Source organism: Pseudomonas sp. A-RE-19, assembly GCF_019956555.1.
Taxonomy (GTDB): domain Bacteria; phylum Pseudomonadota; class Gammaproteobacteria; order Pseudomonadales; family Pseudomonadaceae; genus Aquipseudomonas.
The window spans coordinates 23,465-44,352 of the sequence record NZ_JAHBDQ010000012.1; the positions used below are offsets into that span (position 1 = coordinate 23,465).

The following is a 20,888-nucleotide window of genomic DNA, read 5'->3' on the forward strand; positions in this document are numbered from 1 at the left end:
GACATGAACAGTGCCAAGAAAGGCTCGATCAGCCTGCTGGCCGGCGCGATGCTGCTGGCCAGCGCAGCAGCCTTCGCCACCGTCGAACCGGTCCAGCCTGCGCAACAGGGCAAATCGGCGACCGTAGCCAAGGGACTGCAACAGGCCAAGACCTACACCGTCAGCAGCGCGCCAACCGCGCCGCTGGACCTGGCCAAGCCGAAACTGCCGGACACTTCTGGCTACACCGCTGAAGCCATCGCGGCGAAAATCGTACGCACCAAGCCTGGCAAAATCAGTGTGCGCCGGATGATGCAGGAAGACGCCCTGAAGGACTTCATTGGCGGCGACAACAAGATGGCCGAGTGGGTGGTGCGTCAGCATGGCATCCCGCAGGCGATCTTCGTCGACGACGGCTACATGAACCTCAAGGATCTGACCAAGAAGCTGCCCAAGCAGTACTTGAGCGAAACCTCGCCGGGCGTGTTCCTGGCGAAGTTGCCGATCGTGGTGGGCAAACACGGCATCCTGGAAATCGACAAGCAGACCCAGGAACTGCGCCTGTCCCAGGAGGCCGGTTCGTTCCTGGTCAACGACGGCCAGCTGTTTGTGCGCGATACCAAAATCACTGGCTGGAGCGAGAAGGCAAACGGTCCGGCGGCCTTCCAGTCGCCCAAGGAATTCCGTCCGTTCCTGTTGTCCTGGGGTGGCACCGAGACCTATATCGCCAATAGCAAGATCGCCAGTTTCGGTTACGCCAACAGTAAGTCCTACGGCGTGAGTATTTCCCAGTACACGCCAAACATGGCCAAGGTGCTCAAGCGCCCTGAACCGACCGGCTGGATCGTCGGCTCCGAGTTCTCGGACATGTGGTACGGCTTTTACTGCTATGAAACCCGCGACTTCGTGGTCAAGGGCAACACCTACAAAGACAACATCGTGTACGGCATCGACCCCCACGACCGTTCCCACGGTCTGATCATTGCCGACAACACGGTGTTCGGGACCAAGAAGAAGCACGGGATCATTATTTCCCGTGAGGTCAACGACAGCTTCATCTTCAACAACCGCAGCTACGACAACCACCTCTCGGGGCTGGTGATCGACCGTAACAGCGTGAACAACCTGATCGCCTACAACGAAATCTACAAGAACCACACCGACGGCATCACCCTCTACGAGAGTGCCGACAACCTGTTGTGGGGCAACAAGGTGCTCAGCAACAAGCGTCACGGCATCCGTATTCGTAACAGCGTGAACATCCGCCTGTACGAAAACATCTCGATGGCCAACGGCTTGACCGGTGTCTACGGGCACATCAAAGACCTGAGCGACACCGACCGGGACATCAAGCTCGACCCGTTCGACGCCGAGGTGTCGCTGATCGTGGTCGGCGGTGAACTGGCCGCCAATGGCAGCGGACCGCTGTCGATCGACTCGCCGCTGAGCGTGGAGCTGTATCGCGTGTCGATGCTCGCGCCGACCAAAACCAGCGGCATCAGCTTCTCGGGGATTCTCGGCGAGCGCCAGGATGAAATTCTCGACCTGCTGGTGCGCCAGCAGAAAGCCGTGCTGATCGACCCTGTCGAACGCCAGACCAAAAAGCAGGACTGAGGATAATTTTATGCACCCACACTTGATCAAATTACTCAGCCTGTCGGCCCTGACCGCGGGCATTCTGGCCGCCAGCACCGGTGCCCGCGCCGATGAAGCCAAAGCCCCCAGCTTCAACGCCGAGCCGTGCTGCAGCCTGTGCCCGGCCGCCCACGACCCGAAAAACTACACCACTCGCTATCAGCAGAACTTCACCACGCTGGTGCAGGCGCAGGGCGACTGGCTATTCCGTACGCAAGAAGACTTGCGCACCGAGTTCGACACCACGCCCGCCGGCTACAAACGCCTGAAACAACTGCACGAAGCGTTCAAGAGCAAAGGCGTGGAGCTGGTCATCGTTTACCAGCCGACCCGTGGTCTGGTGAACCGCAACAAGCTGAACCCGGAAGAAAAAGCCAAATACGATTTTGACAAGGCACTGACCAACTACAAGAGCATGCTCGGGCGTTTCGCGCAGATGGGTTACGTGGTCCCGGACCTGTCGCCGCTGACCAACGAATCGCTGCCCGACACCCTGCCGGCCCACGACTTCTACTTCCGCGGCGACCAACACTGGACGCCGTATGGCGCCCAGCGCACGGCGAAAATCGTCGCCGAGAAGGTCAAGCAATTGCCGGCCTTCGCCGACATTCCCAAGCGTGAATTCGAGACCCATAGGTCGGGTCGCATGGGCAAGACCGGAACGTTACACAACATGGCGGGTCAACTCTGTGGCACCAGCTACGCGATCCAGTACATGGATCAGTTCACCACCGAGCCCAAAGGCGAAGCGGCCGATGGCGATCTGTTCAGTGATTCCGGCAATCCGGAGATCACCCTGGTCGGCACCAGCCACAGTGGCAAGAACTACAACTTCGCCGGTTTCCTCGAAGAGGCCATCGGCGCCGACATCCTCAACGTGGCATTCCCCGGCGGTGGCCTGGAAGGTTCGATGCTGCAGTACCTGGGCAGCGAAGAGTTCCAGACCAAACCGCCGAAAATCCTCATCTGGGAATTCTCGCCGCTTTATCGCCTCGACCAGGAAACCATCTACCGCCAGATGATGGCGCTGCTGGACAACGGTTGCGAAGGCAAAGATGCACAGATGAGCGGCAGCGCCACGCTGAAGCCGGGCAAAAACGAATTGATGGTCAACAGCAAGAACCTGGACCTGCGCAACAGTAGCCACCAGGTCGATATCCGCTTCGCCGACACCTCGGTGAAAACGTTGCACGCCACCCTCTGGTACATGAATGGGCGCCACGAGGACATCAAGATCGACAAACCGGAAACTTCCGATACCGACGGGCGTTTCGCCTTCGAGTTGCGCACGGACGAAGACTGGGCCTCGCAGAATCTGCTGGCCGTCGAAGTCCAGGGCCCTGAAGCAGGTGCCGCGCCACAGAAAGTCGAAGCGAAAATCTGCAAACGCAACGTGTTCTCCGGCGCCGAGCAGCGTACCGCTCAAGCCGGGCAATGAGGCTACCTCTTATGAACTGCATGCAAACCCGAACATTGAAAAAGTTACTCGCGCCCTCCCTGCTGACGTTGGCGATGTTCGCCGGCGCCACCCAGGCCGCCGCGCCGCTGCGTCCGCCACAGGGTTACTTTGCGCCGATTGAAAAAGTCAAAGCCGGCGACAAGAGCGAAGGCTGCGATGCGATGCCGACGCCTTACACCGGTGCCCTGCAATTTCGCAGCAAGTACGAAGGCTCCGACAAGTCCCGTTCGACCCTGAACGAGGCATCGGAAAAAGCCTTCCGCGACACCACCGCCGACATCACCAAGATCGAGCGCGGCACCAGCAAGCGGGTGATGCAGTTCATGCGTGACGGTCGCCCGGAACAGCTGGAATGCACGCTCAACTGGCTGACCGCTTGGGCTCAGGCGGATGCGTTGATGTCCAAGGACTTCAACCACACTGGCAAGTCCATGCGCAAATGGGCGTTGGGCAGCATGGCTTCGTCCTATATCCGCCTGAAGTTCTCTGACTCGCATCCGCTGGCCACCCACCAGCAAGAGGCGCAAGTGATTGAAGCCTGGTTCAGCAAAATGGCCGATCAGGTGGTCAGCGACTGGGACAACCTCCCGCTCGAACAAACCAACAACCACTCGTACTGGGCCGCCTGGTCGGTGATGGCCACGTCGGTCGCCACCAACCGCCGCGACCTGTTCGATTGGGCCGTCAAGGAATACAAGGTCGGCGCCAATCAGGTCGACGCCCAAGGCTTCCTGCCCAACGAACTCAAGCGTCAGCAACGCGCCCTCGCCTATCACAACTATGCCCTGCCGCCGCTGGCGATGATCGCCAGTTTCGCTCAGGTCAACGGTGTGGATTTGCGTCAGGAAAACAACGGTGCCTTGAAACGCCTGGGTGATCGCGTGCTGGCGGGAGTGAAAGACTCGGGTGAATTCGAGAAGAAGAACGGCAAAGACCAGGACATGACCGATCTCAAGATCGATTCGAAATTCGCCTGGCTCGAACCGTTCTGCTCGCTCTACACCTGCGCGCCGGATGTGCTGGAGCGCAAGCACAAGATGCAACCGTTCAAGAGCTTCCGCCTCGGCGGGGATTTGACCAGGGTTTACGACCCGGCCAACGAAAAGGGTAACAAAGGCTCTTAGAGCCAAACGCAAAACCTGTAGGAGCGAGGCTTGCCCGCGAAGAACGATGACACGGTTCATCAGTTCCACCGCATAACGGCCTTCGCGGGCAAGCCTCGCTCCTACAGGGTCAGTGCAAGGCATGAGTTTTTTGTGTGATGCCCCCCGGTTTTTCATGGGGGGGTTTGGGGGGCCGTTGGCCCTTGACTGTTGGTTAAACATGGAGAGATCGGGATGGTATTTTCATCCAACGTGTTCCTGTTTCTGTTCTTGCCGATCTTTCTCGGCTTGTACTACTTGAGCGGGCAACGCTATCGCAACTTGCTGCTGCTGATCGCCAGCTACGTGTTCTACGCCTGGTGGCGTGTGGACTTCCTTGCGCTGTTCGCAGCCGTCACGCTGTGGAACTACTGGATCGGCCTGAAAGTTGGCGCCGCGGGCGTTCGGAGCAAACCGGCCCAACGCTGGCTGCTGCTCGGCGTTGCGGTGGATCTGTGCATCCTCGGCTACTTCAAGTACGCCAACTTCGGCGTGGACAGCATCAACGCGATGATGACCTCGGTCGGTCTTTCGCCGTTCATCCTGACTCACGTGCTGTTGCCGATCGGGATCTCGTTCTACATCTTCGAGTCCATCAGCTACATCATCGACGTCTACCGCGGTGATACCCCGGCGACCCGCAACCTGATCGACTTTGCCGCATTCGTGGCGATCTTCCCGCACCTGATCGCGGGCCCCGTGTTGCGTTTCCGTGACCTGGCCGACCAGTTCAACAACCGCACCCACACCCTCGACAAGTTCTCCGAAGGTGCCACGCGGTTCATGCAGGGCTTCATCAAGAAGGTCTTCATCGCCGACACCCTGGCGGTGGTAGCCGACCATTGCTTCGCCTTGCAGAACCCGACCACGGGCGACGCCTGGCTCGGCGCCCTGGCCTACACCGCGCAGCTGTACTTCGACTTCTCCGGCTATAGCGACATGGCGATTGGTCTGGGCTTGATGATGGGTTTCCGCTTCATGGAAAACTTCAAACAGCCCTACATCAGCCAGTCGATCACCGAGTTCTGGCGTCGCTGGCACATCAGCCTCTCCACTTGGCTGCGTGACTACCTCTACATCACCCTCGGCGGTAACCGTAAAGGCACGCTGATGACCTATCGCAACCTGTTCCTGACCATGCTGCTCGGTGGTCTGTGGCACGGCGCGAACATCACCTACATCGTTTGGGGCGCCTGGCACGGCATGTGGCTGGCGATCGAAAAAGCCCTCGGCCTGAACACCTCGCCACGCAGCATCAACCCGATCCGCTGGGCGCTGACCTTCCTGCTTGTGGTCATGGGCTGGGTGATCTTCCGCTCGGAAAACCTGCACGTCGCCGGTCGCATGTACGGCGCGATGTTCAGCTTCGGCGAATGGTCGCTGTCGGAACTCAACCAGGCCAGCCTCACCGGTCTGCAAGTCGCCACTCTGGTGGTGGCCTACATCACCCTGGCGTTCTTCGGCATCCGTGATTTCTACACCAACCGGCCACCGGTCAAGACCAAGCCTGCCGTCAACGTCGAGGCCGATGGCCCTGCCGCGGCTACGCCTGGAATGATCAAAGCCGTACCGGGCGACAACCCGGCCAGCATCCACGAACCGGGTTACACCGTCGGCGTTGAAGCGACTGTGCAACCGGCCTACTGGACCGCTGACTGGCCACGTTACGTGATGCGCACGCTGGTGCTGCTGCTGTTCATCGCATCGATTCTCAAACTGTCGGCGCAAAGCTTCTCGCCGTTCCTTTACTTCCAGTTCTGAGGGATCTGACCATGACCCGCTCATTACGCATCTTCTACATCGCCCTGTTCCTGGTGACTTTGCTGGTCCTGGGCATGTGGTCGGTACGCAGCTTCTTCGGCTTCAGTACCAACGCCGATGCGACCGTGCTCAACGGTCGCTGGACCAAAGCCGTCGAGACTCATTACGACGACGAGTTCCCGATCAAGCGCCTGGGCACCAACCTTTGGGCCGCGCTGGATTTCAAACTGTTCAACGAAGGTCGTCCGGGCGTGGTGCTCGGTCGCGATCAGTGGCTCTACAGCGATGAAGAGTTCCACCCGGTCGTCAACGAAGAGTTGAACCTGCAAGGTAACTACGCGCTGGTCGAAGGCGTGCGCCAGACCCTGAAAAAGCAAGGCGTGCAACTGGTGATGGCGATTGTCCCGGCCAAGACGCGTCTGTACCCGGAACACCTGGGTGAAGTGAAACCGGCGAGCATCCACGCCAATCTGTACCAGGACTTCCACGCTCGCGTGGCGGCCGACAAGATCCTCGCTCCCGACCTGCTCGGCCCGCTGCAAAAGGGCAAGCAAGACGGTCAGCAAGTGTTCCTGCGCACCGACACCCACTGGACCCCGGAAGGCGCGCAAATCGCTGCCCAGACCCTGGCCAAAACCATTGCCGAGAAGGCTCCGCTCAGCGGCGAACCGCAGAACTTCGTCACCGAACCTGGGGAGAAGGTGACGCACAAGGGCGACCTGCGGTTGTTCCTGCCGCTGGATCCGCTGTTCGAAAACCTGATGCCGGCGCAAGAACCCTTGCAAAAGCGCAACACCGTGGCGGCCCAGGGTCAGCCTGCCGGTGACGACGCCCTGTTCGCCAACACTGAAGTGCCGGTGGCCCTGATCGGCACCAGCTACAGCGCCAACCCGAACTGGAACTTCGTCGGCGCGCTGAAAGAAGCGCTGCACAGCGATGTGGTCAATTACGCCGAAGACGGCCACGGCCCGATTCTGCCGATGCTCAGCTACCTGAAAAGCGATGCCTTCAAGAACAGCCCGCCACAGGTGCTGATCTGGGAGTTCCCTGAACGATATCTGCCTGTGAACAACGAAATCGGTGACGCCGACCCGCAGTGGGTCGCAGAGCTTAAACAAGCCGGCGTCAACCAGCAAAACGTAGCCGCAAACACTAAATCCGAGACGCCCGACCGGGCGCAAAACTGAAAGAGAGGTACACCATGACTTTCACTACTACTCCTCGCCGTCTCGCCGCTCGCTCCATCAAAGCAGTTGCACTCGTCGCCGGCATGAGCGTGTTGTCGATGCAGGCCTTCGCCGGTGGCGACGCCGCGCTCTACGGTCCGACTGCACCAAAAGGCTCAAGCTTCGTGCGGGTCTACAACGCCGGTAACGCTGAAGTCAGCGCCACCGTGGGCACCACCAACCTGAACGAAGTCGCGCCGCTGTCCAGCACTGACTTCAGCTTCATGCCGGGCGGCGATTACAGCGCCAAGATCGGCAGCCAGACCCTGCCGGTGAAACTGGCCGGTGATCACTATTACACCCTGGTCAACAACGCCAGCGGCGCACCGCAACTGATCGAAGAACCGCCGTTCAAGAACAAGCAGAAGTCCCTGGTGCGCGTACAGAACCTGAGCGACAAGGCCCTGACCCTGAAAACCGCCGACGGCAAGACCGAAGTCATTCCGTCCGTGGCGGCCAAGAGCCGTGGCGAGCGTGAAATCAACCCGGTGAAAGTCAGCCTGGCACTGTACGACGGCGCCACCAAAGTCGGCGACGTGAAACCGGTTGCCCTGGAACGCGGTGAAGCCGCGGTGCTGTACGTCACCGGCAGCGGCAGCGGCCTGTCGCCAGTCTGGGTAAAACGCCCGGTGTCGACGCGCTGATTAATTTTTCGAAAGGCTGACACCCCATTGGGGCCTTGAAACGGGCCCCTGTAGGAGCTGCCGAAGGCTGCGATCTTTTGATCTTTTATCGATTTTGAGAACGCCAAAGATCAAAAGATCGCAGCCTTCGGCAGCTCCTACGAGGGATCTGACCAGCCTTTGGACACGGAACAAGAACAAGAGTGAAACGACAGAACGTTCGTGGCTCTAACCAATCGATTTTAAAGGAGTAACAACATGATTCCGGTGATCTTGTCAGGTGGTAGCGGCTCACGTCTTTGGCCGCTTTCGCGTAAGCAATTCCCCAAGCAATTCCTCGCCCTGACCGGCGAACAAACGCTGTTCCAGCAAACCCTGGAACGCTTGGTGTTCGAAGGCATGGACACCCCGATCGTGGTCTGCAACAAGGAACACCGTTTCATCGTCAACGAGCAACTGAGCGCCCGCAACCTGGACGTGCAGCGCGTGCTGATGGAACCCTTCGGCCGCAACACGTCGCCAGCAGTGGCCCTGACCGCGATGATGCTGGTCAATGAAGGTCGCGACGAGTTGATGCTGGTACTGCCGGCCGACCACGTGCTGGAAGACCAGAAAGCCCTGCAACGCGCCCTGGCCCTGGCCACCGTGGCGGCCGAGCGTGGCGAGATGGTGCTGTTCGGCGTGCCGGCGACCAAACCGGAAACCGGTTACGGCTACATCAAATCCACCAACGATGCCCTGCTGCCGGAAGGCGTCAGCCGTGTCTCGCACTTCGTCGAAAAACCCGACGTGAAACGCGCCACCGAATTCGTCCAGTCCGGTGGTTACTTCTGGAACAGCGGCATGTTCCTGTTCCGCGCCAGCCGCTTCCTCGAAGAGCTGAAAAAACACGATCCGGACATCTACGACACCTGCGTACTGACGCTGGAACGTAGCGCGCAGGATGCCGATACCGTCGACATCGACCCCGCCACCTTCGCCTGCTGCCCGGACAACTCCATCGACTACTCGGTGATGGAAAAAACCCAACGCGCCTGCGTCGTGCCATTGACCGCAGGCTGGAGCGATGTCGGTTGCTGGTCGTCGTTGTGGGAGGTGAATGAAAAAGACGCCAACGGCAACGTCACCAAAGGCGACGTGGTCATCCAGGACAGCAAAAACTGCATGATCCACGGCAACGGCAAACTGGTGTCGGTGATTGGCCTGGAAAACATCGTGGTGGTCGAAACCAAGGACGCCATGATGATCGCCCACAAGGACAAGGTCCAAGGCGTCAAACAGATGGTCAACACCCTCAACGAACAGGGCCGCAGCGAAACCCAGACCCACTGCGAAGTCTATCGTCCATGGGGCTCCTACGACTCGGTGGACATGGGCGGCCGCTTCCAGGTCAAGCGCATCTCGGTCAAACCGGGCGCGTGCCTGTCGCTGCAGATGCACCACCACCGCGCCGAACACTGGATCGTGGTCAGCGGCACCGCTGAAGTGACCTGCGACGAAAACGTGTTCCTGCTCACTGAAAACCAGTCGACCTACATCCCGATCGCCTCGGTTCACCGTCTGCGCAACCCGGGCAAGATTCCACTCGAGATCATCGAAGTGCAATCGGGCAGCTACCTGGGCGAAGACGATATCGAGCGCTTCGAAGATATCTACGGTCGCTCCACCCCGATCGAGCGTGGCGTGTCGGTGAAAACCATCGCGCAGTAACGATCAGTAAAACAACAAGCCCCCGTCCAGCTCGCTGCGTTCCCTATCCGCAGTGGGTTGGGCGGGGGCTTTTTTTACATTTGGACGTTCATTACCGAAATGACTTCCATTGAACGCTTCCCGCTGCTCTGAAGGCGACAATGTAGGCGTCCGGGATCGGGGTGATAAACGTCATTTCCACAGTCCTGGGTGGAATCATCGCAACAAATTCGGACTGATCAAGCGTGTCACCACTCATCAACAATCGGGCATCCAGACCTCCTTTGGGAGTGAATTTGAAGGGTGACCCGAGCCCCAGTGTCTGATCATTAATGGCCTGTTCTCTCAAACCCGGAATTTCCATCCGGTACAGGTAGGCTCTGGTGTCACCATACCCACCTGATTCTTCATTCATGCCGGTGGATACGTAACCGGCAACGGGGTTTCTAACGTGCTCCTGGGCCTGGGTGTTAATTCCTTTGGCCACCACTGCCTGCCTGAACTCCTGTTTGATTTTGAGTCCCCTGTTATCCCTGGGGAAAAAACCGCCTGCTGCACGGATTTGCTCAGGGGAACGATTGTCCCCTCTCATGGCCACGACACTGCCCGATGAAGTAAGCATCAACTGATGTGAGCCCACAGCGAGTGAGCTGGCAGCATAGGAAGGAAGCGCTTCTTTTGGCTTATCCGCAGTGGGTAACACGATGGGCGGCGGCGGCCTTTTAGGCGCAACTACCGCGGCTTGCGAGACCTGGTTCGATTGAGCTGAACGCTGTAGAGGTTGGACGGGCCGAGGTGGTATAGCCGGGCTAACTACGGCTGGCGCAAGTGACGCCGGTCGTGGAGGAATTGGCGGGCGAGCGGGCACTGTGGGCTTATTCTTATCGGGAACAGGTGCGAGGCCATCTACATCAACCCACCTCACCGGATTGTTTCGAACCATCCGGTACAGGTTGAGACCATCGACAGCTCCGGCAGGATCGGGGTTGAGCCAGCGCTGTAACCACGGCATGTAATATCGAAATCCATAGTAATAAAGCCCCGTCGCATCCCGCTCCTTGCCCGAGTAACGAATGGTTTTGTAACTCGCTTCAATCATGTCAGTGCCGGTAAACCACGCCGTCTCGCCAAAGGGATAGTAGATTTCCTGGCTGATCATTCGCGCGTCATCGGCGAGTTCCAGCGTGCAGGAATTAAGGTGATCAACCAGGCTGTAGCGGTATTGATCGTTGGTAATACCGGACGGCGGAGCGGTCTCCCAATGCAGCACACGCACGCTGTTGAGTCCCGCCTGGGCGGTGATGACCTGCCGCACTTCCCCGGTGCCGCTGTCGGTACGAAGTTCCAGCCCCGGCAAGTAACGCACTTCAGCCACCACGGTGCGGGCATTGGTCTGCAGCGAGCGGCTTTTGCGTACCCGCTGCCCCCCGCCATCGTAGACATAGGACTCCCGATCATTGAGCCCGGAGGCGCGTTCCACCGGGCTGACCGATTGCAGCTGATTGCGCAGATCCCAGGTCAGAAACCGTCCCTGATCCAGCTCCAGCAAATTGCCGTTGGCGTCGAACGCTGCGGCGATTTCTTCTTCGGTGGGTGGCACGCCGTTGCGCCAGGGCAGACAGCGATTGCTGTAGCGGGCGGCCTGCAGGTCATGCCCCGGGCCTTGTGCGCCAACGTGGGTCAGCTTCAACAGATTGCCGCCTTCGTCGTAAAAATAGGTCTGGCGGTAGTTGCTGACCGCCGCCGGATCGGTGCGGCCGACCGACTCGGGCCCTTGATTGGGACCGCCCGCCTCCCAGCCAGAAGCCTCAATTAATTGGTAAAGGCTGTCGTAGCTAAAGCGACTGACCGGATCGACACGCTGGTTGGCGAAGTAACGTACCGGCAGTGCCTTGTCTTCGATGCTCAAGACATTACCCATCCGGTCATAGTCGTAGATCAGATGCTGCAACATCTGGGAACTCGCGTCCTGCGCCCGCCGCGCCATCAATAATCCGTCTTCCGCTCGGTAAACCAGGGTGGTTTGTACGTCGTTACCGGCGGTTTCGTGTTCGACCTGTCCCTGCGCGTTGTAGCGGATATCGCTGACCAGCGTTTGCCAGGTGGTCAGTCCCTGAAGTTGCAGACGCGCCTCACGCAAGCGACCGTCAAGGGTCAGGCTGAAGGCCTGACTATTTCCCTTGGCATCGACCTGTCCCAGCACATCGCCCAGCGGGCCGAAACGCCACATCGAGACGGCCCCCGCCCCCGGTTCAAGCAGCCGCTGGCGATCGGCTTCCAGCTCCGGCCAGTCAGGGGCAACAAGGTCCAGGGTGAAGTGACGGACTTGCTGCGCGCATTGGCCGGTGATCGAAAATGCCTCGAACAGCACCGTTCCGGCGGGATCGTCATGACGGATCAACTGGCCGCATTGATTCTGCTCGCCATGATCAGGACCGCCATAGGTCATGCGCTCAACAGACCTTCGCGGCTCAGCTGCGCCCTGCTCGAACACTGCCACGGGACGCAGCAGGTCGTCATATTCAACCTCGCGTCGCGTACCTCGGCTGTCCCATGCCAGCAAAATCTCGTCGTCCAAACCGGACAGGCTGAGTTGCAACCCGGCGTCGACGCTGACAGTACAAAGCGCATTGCCAGACAGCGAATACACGGTCGTTGAATTGGCGGGCGTCAGAGGATCTTCATCCTGCAATGCCCAAAGCCGCGGATCCCACTGTTTTACCGGGCGGCCTGCAGCATCATGGGCAGTGCGATTGATGCGCGCCTGAACAGGGTCTTTTTCGACGGCACGCCAATAGTCCACTGAACGGATGACTAAGCCACGCGGGTCGACAACAGATAATCTGGGTGTTTTGTGGTGCATTCCCATCGTCAAGGCCTGCATGCCGGTGGCGTCCTTGTTTGCCTGCGGTCATCTAATCGCTCATGGGGATGCGTGGCTACTGTCAGAAACCACAGTGCCGACCAACGGTTAAAACGATCGAATTTGGCGTCTGGGTGAAAACCATCGCACAGTGATTGACCGGTTAAACAAGAAGCCCCCGTCCAGCCCGCTGCGTTCCCTATCCGCAGTGGGTTGGGCGGGGGCTTTTTTATTTCTGGCTGCGCCTGGCCGCCGTGACTACTTGCTTGGCCATTGTCTTCCTGACTCTGGAACGCTCAAACACATTCACTGAGGATTTTGTCCCTCCGAACAGTCCTCGTTTGGCCGTAGAGTACTTGGCGATACCACTTGCTCCCTGAACACTCTGGTAATGAACATTCCAGACTTGGCTTTTTCGGTCGTATTTCATAAACGCGAACCCGGTCAGCTGTGATTCGACTTTTTTGTTTCCATCGGCGTCAAATCCATAGTCCATAAACTCCATGGAAGCGCTGAGCCCCAAACCATGCTCCGCAGCGGGCAACTTGTTGTATTGGGCTTCTTCTTTTCCGCCTTCCACGTGCCTGACCCGCAACACATTGTCATTGAGTTGATCGACCGTCAGCGAGCAACCACTGAAACCCGGGGTGAATACAAACTCGGGATCTGTGCCGGTGGGCTTGAGCGGCACATCGACATAGCCACCTTGAGGAGCCCAATACCCACTGACCGCATTCGCTTGATCGGGTATTTCATTGGCGGCGATATCGACAATTTTGAGCGCATTGAATTCCCCTTTGACCGTCCCGCCAAACGTCATCTTGAGCATTGAGAATATAAAACTGGCTCCGCCCTTGGTATTGGCCAGCGCCGAACTGACCTCCTTCGAATACGGCAGTTTCATCGGGTTCAACAAGTCCGTATTGATATGACTACGCCCAAATTCCGGCACCGCTAATGCTTTATTTATGTTGGTCGGTGTCGAATGGAGCGGCAGCATATCCAGGCGCCTGCCGGCATTGACCGGTGTGGCGCCGGGGATATCACGCTGCGCCCCGCTGGCAATCACCGGAGTCCACAAGCCATTGGGCAATTGTTTGCGTGTGACCGCCCCATCGTCATCGATGTAATTGGCGGGGTTATTCCTGACCATCCAGTACCGATTCAAACCATCGGTATCACCTGCCGGGTCTGGATTAATCCATCGCTGCAGCCACGGTACGTAGTAACGAAATCCATAGTAATAAAGCCCCGTCGTATCCCGCTCCTTACCCGAATAACGAACGGTTTTATACCTGGCCTCAATGATGTCCGAGCCGGCAAACCACGCCGTCTCGCCAAAGGGATAGTAGATTTCCTGGCTGATCATTCGCGCGTCATCGGCGAGTTCCAGCGTGCAGGAATTAAGGTGATCAACCAGGCTGTAGCGGTATTGATCGTTGGTAATACCGGACGGCGGAGCTGTTTCCCAATGCAGCACACGCACGCTGTTGAGTCCCGCCTGGGCGGTGATGACCTGCCGCACTTCCCCGGTGCCGCTGTCGGTACGAAGTTCCAGCCCCGGCAAGTAACGCACTTCAGCCACCACGGTCCGGGCATTGGTCTGCAGCGAGCGGATTTGGCGTACCCGCTGACCCCCGCCATCGTAGACATAGGACTCTCGATCATTGAGCCCGGAGGCGCGCTCCACCGGGCTGACCGAGTGCAACTGATTGCGTAGATCCCACACCAAGAAGCGCCCCTGATCCAGCTCCAGCAAATTGCCGTTGGCGTCGAACGCTGCGGCGATTTCTTCTTCGGTGGGCGGCACGCCGTTGCGCCAGGGCAGACAGCGATTGCTGTAGCGGGCGGCCTTCAGGTCATGCCCCGGGCCTTGTGCGCCAACGTGGGTCAGCTTCAACAGATTGCCGCCTTCGTCGTAAAAATAGGTCTGGCGGTAGTTGCCGACCGCCGCCGGATCGGTGCGGCCGACCGACTCGGGCCCTTGATTGGGACCGCCCGCCTCCCAGCCAGAAGCCTCAATTAATTGGTAAAGGCTGTCGTAGCTAAAGCGACTGACCGGATCGACACGCTGGTTGGCGAAGTAACGTACCGGCAGTGCCTTGTCTTCGATGCTCAAGACATTACCCATCCGGTCATAGTCGTAGATCAGATGCTGGATGATTCGAGCATCATCCTGTGCCCGCCGCTCCATCAACAGGCCATCTTCAGCGCGATAAACCAGGGTGGTTTGTACGTCGTTACCGGCGGTTTCGTGTTCGACCTGTCCCTGCGCGTTGTAGCGGATATCGCTGACCAGCGTTTGCCAGGTGGTCAGCCCCTGAAGTTGCAGACGCGACTCACGCAAGCGACCGTCAAGGGTCAGGCTGAAGGCCTGACTATTTCCCTTGGCATCGACCTGTCCCAGCACATCGCCCAGCGGACCGAAACGCCACGTCGAGACAGCCCCCGCCCCCGGTTCAAGCAGCCGCTGGCGATCGGCTTCCAGCTCCGGCCAGTCTGGGGCTACAGGGTCCAGGGTGAAGTGACGGACTTGCTTCACGCATTGGCCGGTGATCGAAAATGCCTCGAACAGCACCGTTCCGGCGGGATCGTCATGACGGATCAACTGGCCGCATTGATTCTGCTCGCCATGATCAGGACCGCCATAGGTCATGCGCTCAACAGACCTTCGCGGCTCAGCTGCGCCCTGCTCGAACACCGCCACGGGACGCAGCAGGTCGTCGTATTCAACCTCCCGTCGCGTGCCTCGGCTGTCCCATGCCAGCAAAATCTCGTCGCCCAAACCGGGCAGGCTGAGTTGCAACCCGGCGTCGACACTGACAGTACAAAGCGCATTGCCGGACAGCGAATGCACGGTCGTTGAATGGGCGGGCGTCAGAGGATCTTCATCCTGCAATGCCCAAAGCCGCGGATCCCACTGTTTTACCGGGCGGCCTGCAGCATCATGGGCAGTGCGATTGATGCGTGCCTGAACAGGGTCTTTTTCGACGGCACGCCAATAATCAACCGAACGGATGACTAAGCCACGCGGGTCGACAACAGATAATCTGGGTGTTTTGTGGTGCATCCCCATCGTCAAGACCTGCATGCCGGTGGCGTCCTTGTTCCGCAGCGATCATCTAACCGTTCGTGGAAAGACCTGGCTACTATCAGAAATGACAGTGCCGACCAACGGCCATCGATCTTGCGCCACGAATGTCCTTTCCTGCGCCCCTTCGGTAGGATGGTGGTTATGAGTTCAAGGAGCGTTCAAACATGTTCATCGGCGTCCTGCTGGTCATCACCTGGCTGATCCTGCTGCTGCGCTATCCGGCCAAGGCCGTGCCGGTTTCCATGGCCGCCGCCGTCGGATTGGGCCTGGTGGTGACGTGGGTGATCTGGCTGGACAACCGCGAGGTCAAGCAACTGGCGCGCCTTGAACTGCGGATCGTCTATGCCCCGGAGCACTGCCCGGCGGATCGCCCCTTGAAGCTGACGATGAACAACGGCAACGACGTGCCGCTGACCGAACTGCGCTGGCGCGTCGCCGCTTATGCACCGGGCGATACGGTCAATCTGGCCGACAATCAATACGCCGCGCCGCGCTATCGCGGCCCCGGCGAACTGCAGGCCGGCGCCAGCTGGGAAGATTGCTTGCCAATGCCGCCCCTGCGCCCCGGTTATCGCCCGCAAACGCTGGAGTTTCGCGCCGAGCATTTGCAGGGTAGTTTCTCTGACTGATCCTCTTCTTTTTTTGCACAAGGACCGCGCCATGCCCGTTGCGTTGATTACCGGTTGCTCCAGCGGCATTGGCCGCGCGCTCGCCGAAACCTTCAAAAGTGCCGGTTACGAAGTCTGGGCCAGCGCCCGCAAGGCTGAAGACGTGGCGGCCCTGACCACCGCCGGTTTCACCGCCGTGCAACTGGACGTTAACGATGGCCCGGCCCTTGAACAACTGAGCGAGCGGATCAATCAACAACGCGGCGGCCTTGATGTGCTGATCAACAACGCCGGCTATGGCGCCATGGGCCCCCTGCTCGACGGCGGTGTGCCGGCCATGCAGCGCCAGTTCGAAACCAACGTGTTTGCAATCGTCGGCGTGACTCGCGCGATGTTCCCGGTGCTGCGTCGCGCCAGGGGCCTGGTGGTGAACATCGGCAGCGTTTCCGGGGTTCTGGTCACACCGTTTGCCGGTGCTTACTGTGCTTCGAAAGCCGCGGTGCATGCCTTGAGCGATGCGTTGCGCATGGAACTGGCACCGTTCGGCGTGCGGGTCATGGAAGTTCAGCCGGGGGCTATCGCGTCCAGTTTCGCCAAGAATGCCGGCCATGAAGCGGAGCAACTGATCACCGAGCAATCGCCGTGGTGGCCGCTGCGTGAAGGTATTCGTGCACGGGCCAAGGCTTCTCAGGACAAGCCGACGCCGGCCAGTGAATTTGCCACCGGGTTGCTCAAGGCTGTGCAGCAAAGCAAAACACCGCGTCTGGTTCGCCTGGGCAATGGCAGCCGGGCGTTGCCGTTGATGGCGGGATTGTTGCCCAAGGGGCTGCTGGAATCGGGGCTGATGAAGCGGTTCGGGTTGCGCGGGCAGCTCTGATACCGGGTCGACGCGTTCGCATCAGAACAGATATTTCAGACTTTCAGGAAAACGCATGACCGACTACACCGAATACTTTGACGAAGTGATCCAGGCCCACATAGCCATCGAACAATGGTTGGCCGAGGAGCGAGACGAGTCCGAGCTTGAGCAATTGCTGACGCGTTTTTCGCCGCAGTTTTCCATGGTCTCGCCGTTGGGCCGGGTGCTGGATTTCGAGGCGTTGAATGAATTGTTTCTACTGGCAGGCGGGAAGAAGCTCGGGTTCAGGATTGTGCTCAGCGAGTTGCGAGGTGTCGCGCTGTACGACGGTGGCGCAGTGGTGAGTTACCGCGAGCAGCAGACCGATGCGACCGGGCTGCATTCTGATCGGCGATCCTCGGTGGTGTTTGAGAAACAGGCCGATGGCAAGGTGATTTGGCGGCATTTGCATGAGACGTTTTGCAAGGGGTGAGATCGAGTCGCGTCCATCGCGAGCAGGCTCGCTCCCACAGGGGATTTGCGTGGTTCACCGAATCAGCGTCCACACTCGATCAGTGTGGGAGCGAGCCTGCTCGCGATGGACGCGACCCGGTCTAACGGTTAGTTAACCACCACCGTGCAAGTAATCCCCGCCGCCAACAGCACGCCCTCCGGCACTTCATCAATGTGAATCCGCACCGGCACCCGCTGCGCCAGACGCACCCAGTTGAAGGTCGGATTTACATCGGCGATCAGCTCACGGCTCTCCGGGTTGTCGCGGTCATAGATTCCGCGAGAAATGCTTTCCACATGGCCCTTGAGCACTTCGCCGCTCATCAATTGCATGTCGGCTTTATCGCCCACGCGCACATGGGGCAGTTTGGTTTCTTCGAAGAAGCCATAAACCCAGAACGAGTTCATGTCGACCACGGCCATTTTCGCTTCGCCAATACGCGCGTAGTCGCCGCGATGCACGTTCAGGTTGGTCACATAACCGTCCACCGCCGCGCGCACTTCGGTGCGTTTGAGGTTCAGTTCGGCGGCTTCCAGTTGGGCCTGGGCATGCTGGTAATCGGCCAGGGCCGAGTCGGCAATGTTGCTGGCGTCGTCACGGTTTTCCCTGGAGACCACCAGGCTGTCGAGGTCGGCACGACGATGGGCGTTGACCTTGCGCATCTCCCACGTCGCTTTGCGCGAGGCCACCAGCGACTGCGCCTGTTTCACCGCGATGCGGTAGTGCTCGGGGTCGATGCGCAGCAGCAGGTCGCCCTTTTTCACCAATTGGTTGTCGCGCACCGGCACGTCCACTACCTCACCGGTGACGTCGGCGGCGACGTTGATGATGTCGGCGCGCACCCGGCCGTCACGGGTCCAGGGCGTGTCCATGTAATGCACCCACAGGGTCCGACCGATCCACAGGGCGAGGGCCAACACCAACAGGGTCGCGAGCAGGCTGAAAAGCTTTTTCATCAGGGCCTTCTTCAGAAATAGAGAGTCAACGGTAAACAGTCAGCGCCAGGGCGCCGAACAGACAGGTAAACAGGCTCAGGCGCAGCAGCGCCGGGTGCCAGAAGAAGCGGTACAGATCGAACCCGGACAAGCACCGGTCAAGGCCCCAGGCCAGCGCCGCCGCAATGAAAAACATCAGGGTCATGGTCGGCATGTACACGCCGTGGAAGGCGATTTCACGAGGCATGTTCAAGTCCTTGGCGCTTGGCAGTGGCGATCGATGCCAGCGGTGATTGCGGGTCGAGCAGCGAGGTGCGGATGAAGTGCAGGTAGCTCTTCACCCGGCGCAAGGCGGAGGTGTCGAAGTGTGGCGCGAAGGGTTCGTCGGTGGCTTGCACGCGGCCGATCGCATGGTCGACCGCAACCAATGCACGCTCCAGATTGCTCTGGCTCGGTTGCAGAAACAGCCGCACCAGCGAACGCCCCATCACCCGGATTGACTGGCGCCACGGCTGAGATTCGGCATACGCCGGGTGCACCGGCAGAATCGCCTGTTCCTTGCGCAACTCGATGATCGCGTGGCCGACTTCCAGCACCACGAACATCCAGCGCAGCAAGTCCCGTTGCACCTGCGGCTGTCCCGCTGCCAGACCGTAAGCCTGATGCAAAAGATCGCGGGTGCGACTTTCGAAACTCGACGCCAGACCCTTGAGTCTGCCGCTGATGGCATACACCACTTGCCCGCGCAAATCCTGCTCCAGGCGCCGCCACAACCAGCGGCTGTTGGGCGGCAGAATGATCGCCCCGGCCGCCGCGCACACCAGCATGCCCATGATCATGGCGATGTAGTCGTTGATGAAGGCGTAAGGGTTGTAAACGGTGAGGTTGTCCGGCACCGAACCGGTGCTGAAGAAGATCAGCAATCCCAGGCCAACCCCGGCATATTGCGGCCGTGACGTGAGGAACGATCCAAGCACGATCACCGGCGCCAGCATGACGCAAAGCAACGGAAAACCATCGATCAAGGGGAAGATGAAAAACATCTCGACGAAGCCGATCAGCGCCCCGAGCAACGTCCCGCAGGCCATCTGAAACGCCATGCGTTTGGGGTTCGGTGTCGCCGCTGAAAGACCGACGGTGGCGGCAGCGATCAGGGTCATGGTCGCCCCGCTCGGCCACGCGGTGGCGACCCAATAACTGCCGAGCACCACCAGGATGAACGCGGCGCGAATGCCCGACGCCGCCGAGGCCAGCCAGTTGGTTTGCGGGGTGAAGGGCTCGTCCCAGCGTTCCCGTTCGTGGCTGTGATCGGCCAGGGACGCATGAGTCTGTGCATAACTGTGCAGGTCGTCGACGAAGCGATAAAGCAGCTCGTAGGCCGTGTGAAAATCCAGCTGATCGGCGTCGCTCGGATCACTCTCCTGAAAGGACGTCCGCAGGCTGCGCACGCGCGCCGGCAAGTGTTGCTTATAGGTCGCCAACGCGGTGGCCAGGCGTGCGGCGTCGGGGCTGGTCAAGGCGCGACCGCTGAAACCATCGAGCACTTCGGCCAAGTCCTGCAACCCCGGTTTGATCGCCGCGACAACATGATCGGTGCCGCCGCTGCGCAGGCGTTCGAGTAACTGATGCAGGGCATTGAAGCGCGTGGTAATGCCCATGAACTCACTGTTCAAGCGACTGAGCCGCCCATTACGCCGACGCATGTGCGGGTCTTCGAACACCGTGACGCTGCGCAAGCCTTCCAGCCCCACCGCTTCAGCGATAAAGCGTACGTTGCTCGCTTCAAATGCCTCGCGCTGACTGCGGCCACGCAAGCCATCGGTGACAAACAAGGCAAACACGCCGAAGCGCTGATACAAGGCATTGCGCATCGCGGCGCTGGCGGTTTGCGGCAGGATCGCGGCGCTGACCAGTGTCGAGCAGAGAATCCCCAGGGAGATTTCCAATACGCGCCAGACTGCCGCCATGAACGCGCCATCCGGGTGAGCCAGGGCAGGCAATCCGACCATCGCCGCCGTATAACCGGCGAGCACAAATCCGTAGGCGCGGAAGTTGCGATAACGCGCCGCGCCGGCCGAGCAGAGGCCGACCCAGATCGCCAGCGAGCCGAGGAACAGTTCGGTGTTCTGCGCAAACAAGGCAATCAGGGCGACCATGACCACCGACCCGGCCAACGTGCCGAGGAAGCGATAGAAACTCTTGGCGAACACCTGGCCGCTTTGCGGTTGCATGACGATGAACACGGTGATCATCGCGGTGCGCGGTTGCGGCAACTCCAGACGCATGGCCAGCCACAGGGTCAGGAACGCGGCGAACAGCACCTTGAAAATGTACACCCAGCTCACGCCGTCGCTGCGTGCCCAGTCGAAGAACCCCCGGCGCCATTCAAGGGAATACAGCCAGCGCAAAGGTGCGGGCAAGGGAGTCATGAAATTCTGCTCATTGAGATTCGGTTAAGACGCAGAACCTGTGGGAGCGAGCCTGCTCGCGATGGCGATGTCACATTCAACATTGATGTCGAC

The 20,888-nt window shown here is 59.6% G+C and carries 15 protein-coding genes; 10 read left to right on the top strand and 5 right to left on the bottom strand.

The window, feature by feature from the left end; all coding sequences use genetic code 11:
* Positions 1 to 3: 3 nt before the first annotated feature.
* The 7 genes from algG (at position 4) to KGB14_RS09935 (ending at position 9,535) form a co-directional block, all read left to right on the top strand.
* Entirely contained in the window at positions 4 to 1,593 is a 1,590-nt protein-coding gene (gene algG, locus KGB14_RS09905; RefSeq protein WP_223486101.1) for a mannuronan 5-epimerase AlgG, read from the top strand.
* 10 nt (positions 1,594 to 1,603) lie between these two features.
* Complete coding sequence (locus KGB14_RS09910) at positions 1,604 to 3,052, top strand: alginate O-acetyltransferase (RefSeq protein ID WP_223486103.1); 1,449 nt, start codon at positions 1,604 to 1,606, stop codon at positions 3,050 to 3,052.
* An 11-nt stretch (positions 3,053 to 3,063) separates the two neighbouring features.
* Entirely contained in the window at positions 3,064 to 4,197 is a 1,134-nt protein-coding gene (locus KGB14_RS09915; RefSeq protein WP_223486105.1) for a mannuronate-specific alginate lyase, read from the top strand.
* Between the two features lie 213 nt (positions 4,198 to 4,410).
* The gene (locus KGB14_RS09920) at positions 4,411 to 5,976 is read left to right on the top strand and encodes an MBOAT family O-acyltransferase (protein ID WP_223486107.1); all 1,566 of its coding nucleotides are present in this window, start codon (positions 4,411 to 4,413) and stop codon (positions 5,974 to 5,976) included.
* A gap of 11 nt (positions 5,977 to 5,987) precedes the next feature.
* Positions 5,988 to 7,163, top strand: a complete 1,176-nt coding sequence (locus KGB14_RS09925) for an alginate O-acetyltransferase (protein WP_223486109.1) — start codon at positions 5,988 to 5,990, stop codon at positions 7,161 to 7,163.
* 14 nt (positions 7,164 to 7,177) lie between these two features.
* Positions 7,178 to 7,846 (top strand): alginate O-acetyltransferase AlgF, encoded by a 669-nt coding sequence (locus tag KGB14_RS09930; protein ID WP_223486111.1) that lies wholly within the window; start codon positions 7,178 to 7,180, stop codon positions 7,844 to 7,846.
* A gap of 237 nt (positions 7,847 to 8,083) precedes the next feature.
* Positions 8,084 to 9,535 (top strand): mannose-1-phosphate guanylyltransferase/mannose-6-phosphate isomerase, encoded by a 1,452-nt coding sequence (locus KGB14_RS09935; protein ID WP_223486113.1) that lies wholly within the window; start codon positions 8,084 to 8,086, stop codon positions 9,533 to 9,535.
* 91 nt (positions 9,536 to 9,626) lie between these two features.
* On the opposite strand, the gene KGB14_RS09940 is transcribed toward KGB14_RS09935, so the two are convergent.
* Both KGB14_RS09940 and KGB14_RS09945 read right to left on the bottom strand, forming a co-directional pair.
* Positions 9,627 to 12,383, bottom strand: a complete 2,757-nt coding sequence (locus tag KGB14_RS09940) for an RHS repeat-associated core domain-containing protein (protein ID WP_223486311.1) — start codon at positions 12,381 to 12,383, stop codon at positions 9,627 to 9,629.
* A 223-nt stretch (positions 12,384 to 12,606) separates the two neighbouring features.
* On the bottom strand, positions 12,607 to 15,453 hold the full coding sequence (locus KGB14_RS09945) for an RHS repeat-associated core domain-containing protein (RefSeq protein ID WP_223486313.1): 2,847 nt from the start codon (positions 15,451 to 15,453) through the stop codon (positions 12,607 to 12,609).
* 182 nt (positions 15,454 to 15,635) lie between these two features.
* Here KGB14_RS09945 and KGB14_RS09950 point away from each other — a divergent pair, with 182 nt between their 5' ends.
* The 3 genes from KGB14_RS09950 to KGB14_RS09960 are packed head-to-tail and all read left to right on the top strand — an operon-like array spanning position 15,636 to position 17,410.
* A complete protein-coding gene (locus KGB14_RS09950) occupies positions 15,636 to 16,100 on the top strand; it encodes a multidrug transporter (protein ID WP_223486116.1) in 465 nt (154 codons plus the stop codon).
* Positions 16,101 to 16,131: 31 nt separating this feature from the next.
* A complete protein-coding gene (locus KGB14_RS09955; protein WP_223486118.1) occupies positions 16,132 to 16,956 on the top strand; it encodes an SDR family oxidoreductase in 825 nt (274 codons plus the stop codon).
* 55 nt (positions 16,957 to 17,011) lie between these two features.
* Positions 17,012 to 17,410: a DUF4440 domain-containing protein gene (locus KGB14_RS09960; protein ID WP_223486120.1), complete on the top strand. Its 399-nt coding sequence runs from the start codon at positions 17,012 to 17,014 to the stop codon at positions 17,408 to 17,410.
* Between the two features lie 128 nt (positions 17,411 to 17,538).
* Here the strand turns inward: KGB14_RS09960 and KGB14_RS09965 are convergent, their stop codons facing one another.
* From KGB14_RS09965 to KGB14_RS09975, 3 genes are read right to left on the bottom strand one after another with little or no spacing between them, the layout of a single operon-like run.
* Positions 17,539 to 18,387: an HlyD family secretion protein gene (locus KGB14_RS09965; protein ID WP_223486122.1), complete on the bottom strand. Its 849-nt coding sequence runs from the start codon at positions 18,385 to 18,387 to the stop codon at positions 17,539 to 17,541.
* A 25-nt stretch (positions 18,388 to 18,412) separates the two neighbouring features.
* The gene (locus KGB14_RS09970; protein WP_223486125.1) at positions 18,413 to 18,613 is read right to left on the bottom strand and encodes a DUF1656 domain-containing protein; all 201 of its coding nucleotides are present in this window, start codon (positions 18,611 to 18,613) and stop codon (positions 18,413 to 18,415) included.
* Positions 18,603 to 20,795 (bottom strand): FUSC family protein, encoded by a 2,193-nt coding sequence (locus tag KGB14_RS09975; RefSeq protein WP_223486127.1) that lies wholly within the window; start codon positions 20,793 to 20,795, stop codon positions 18,603 to 18,605. Before KGB14_RS09975 ends, KGB14_RS09970 begins: the two co-directional genes overlap by 11 nt.
* Positions 20,796 to 20,888: the final 93 nt, after the last annotated feature.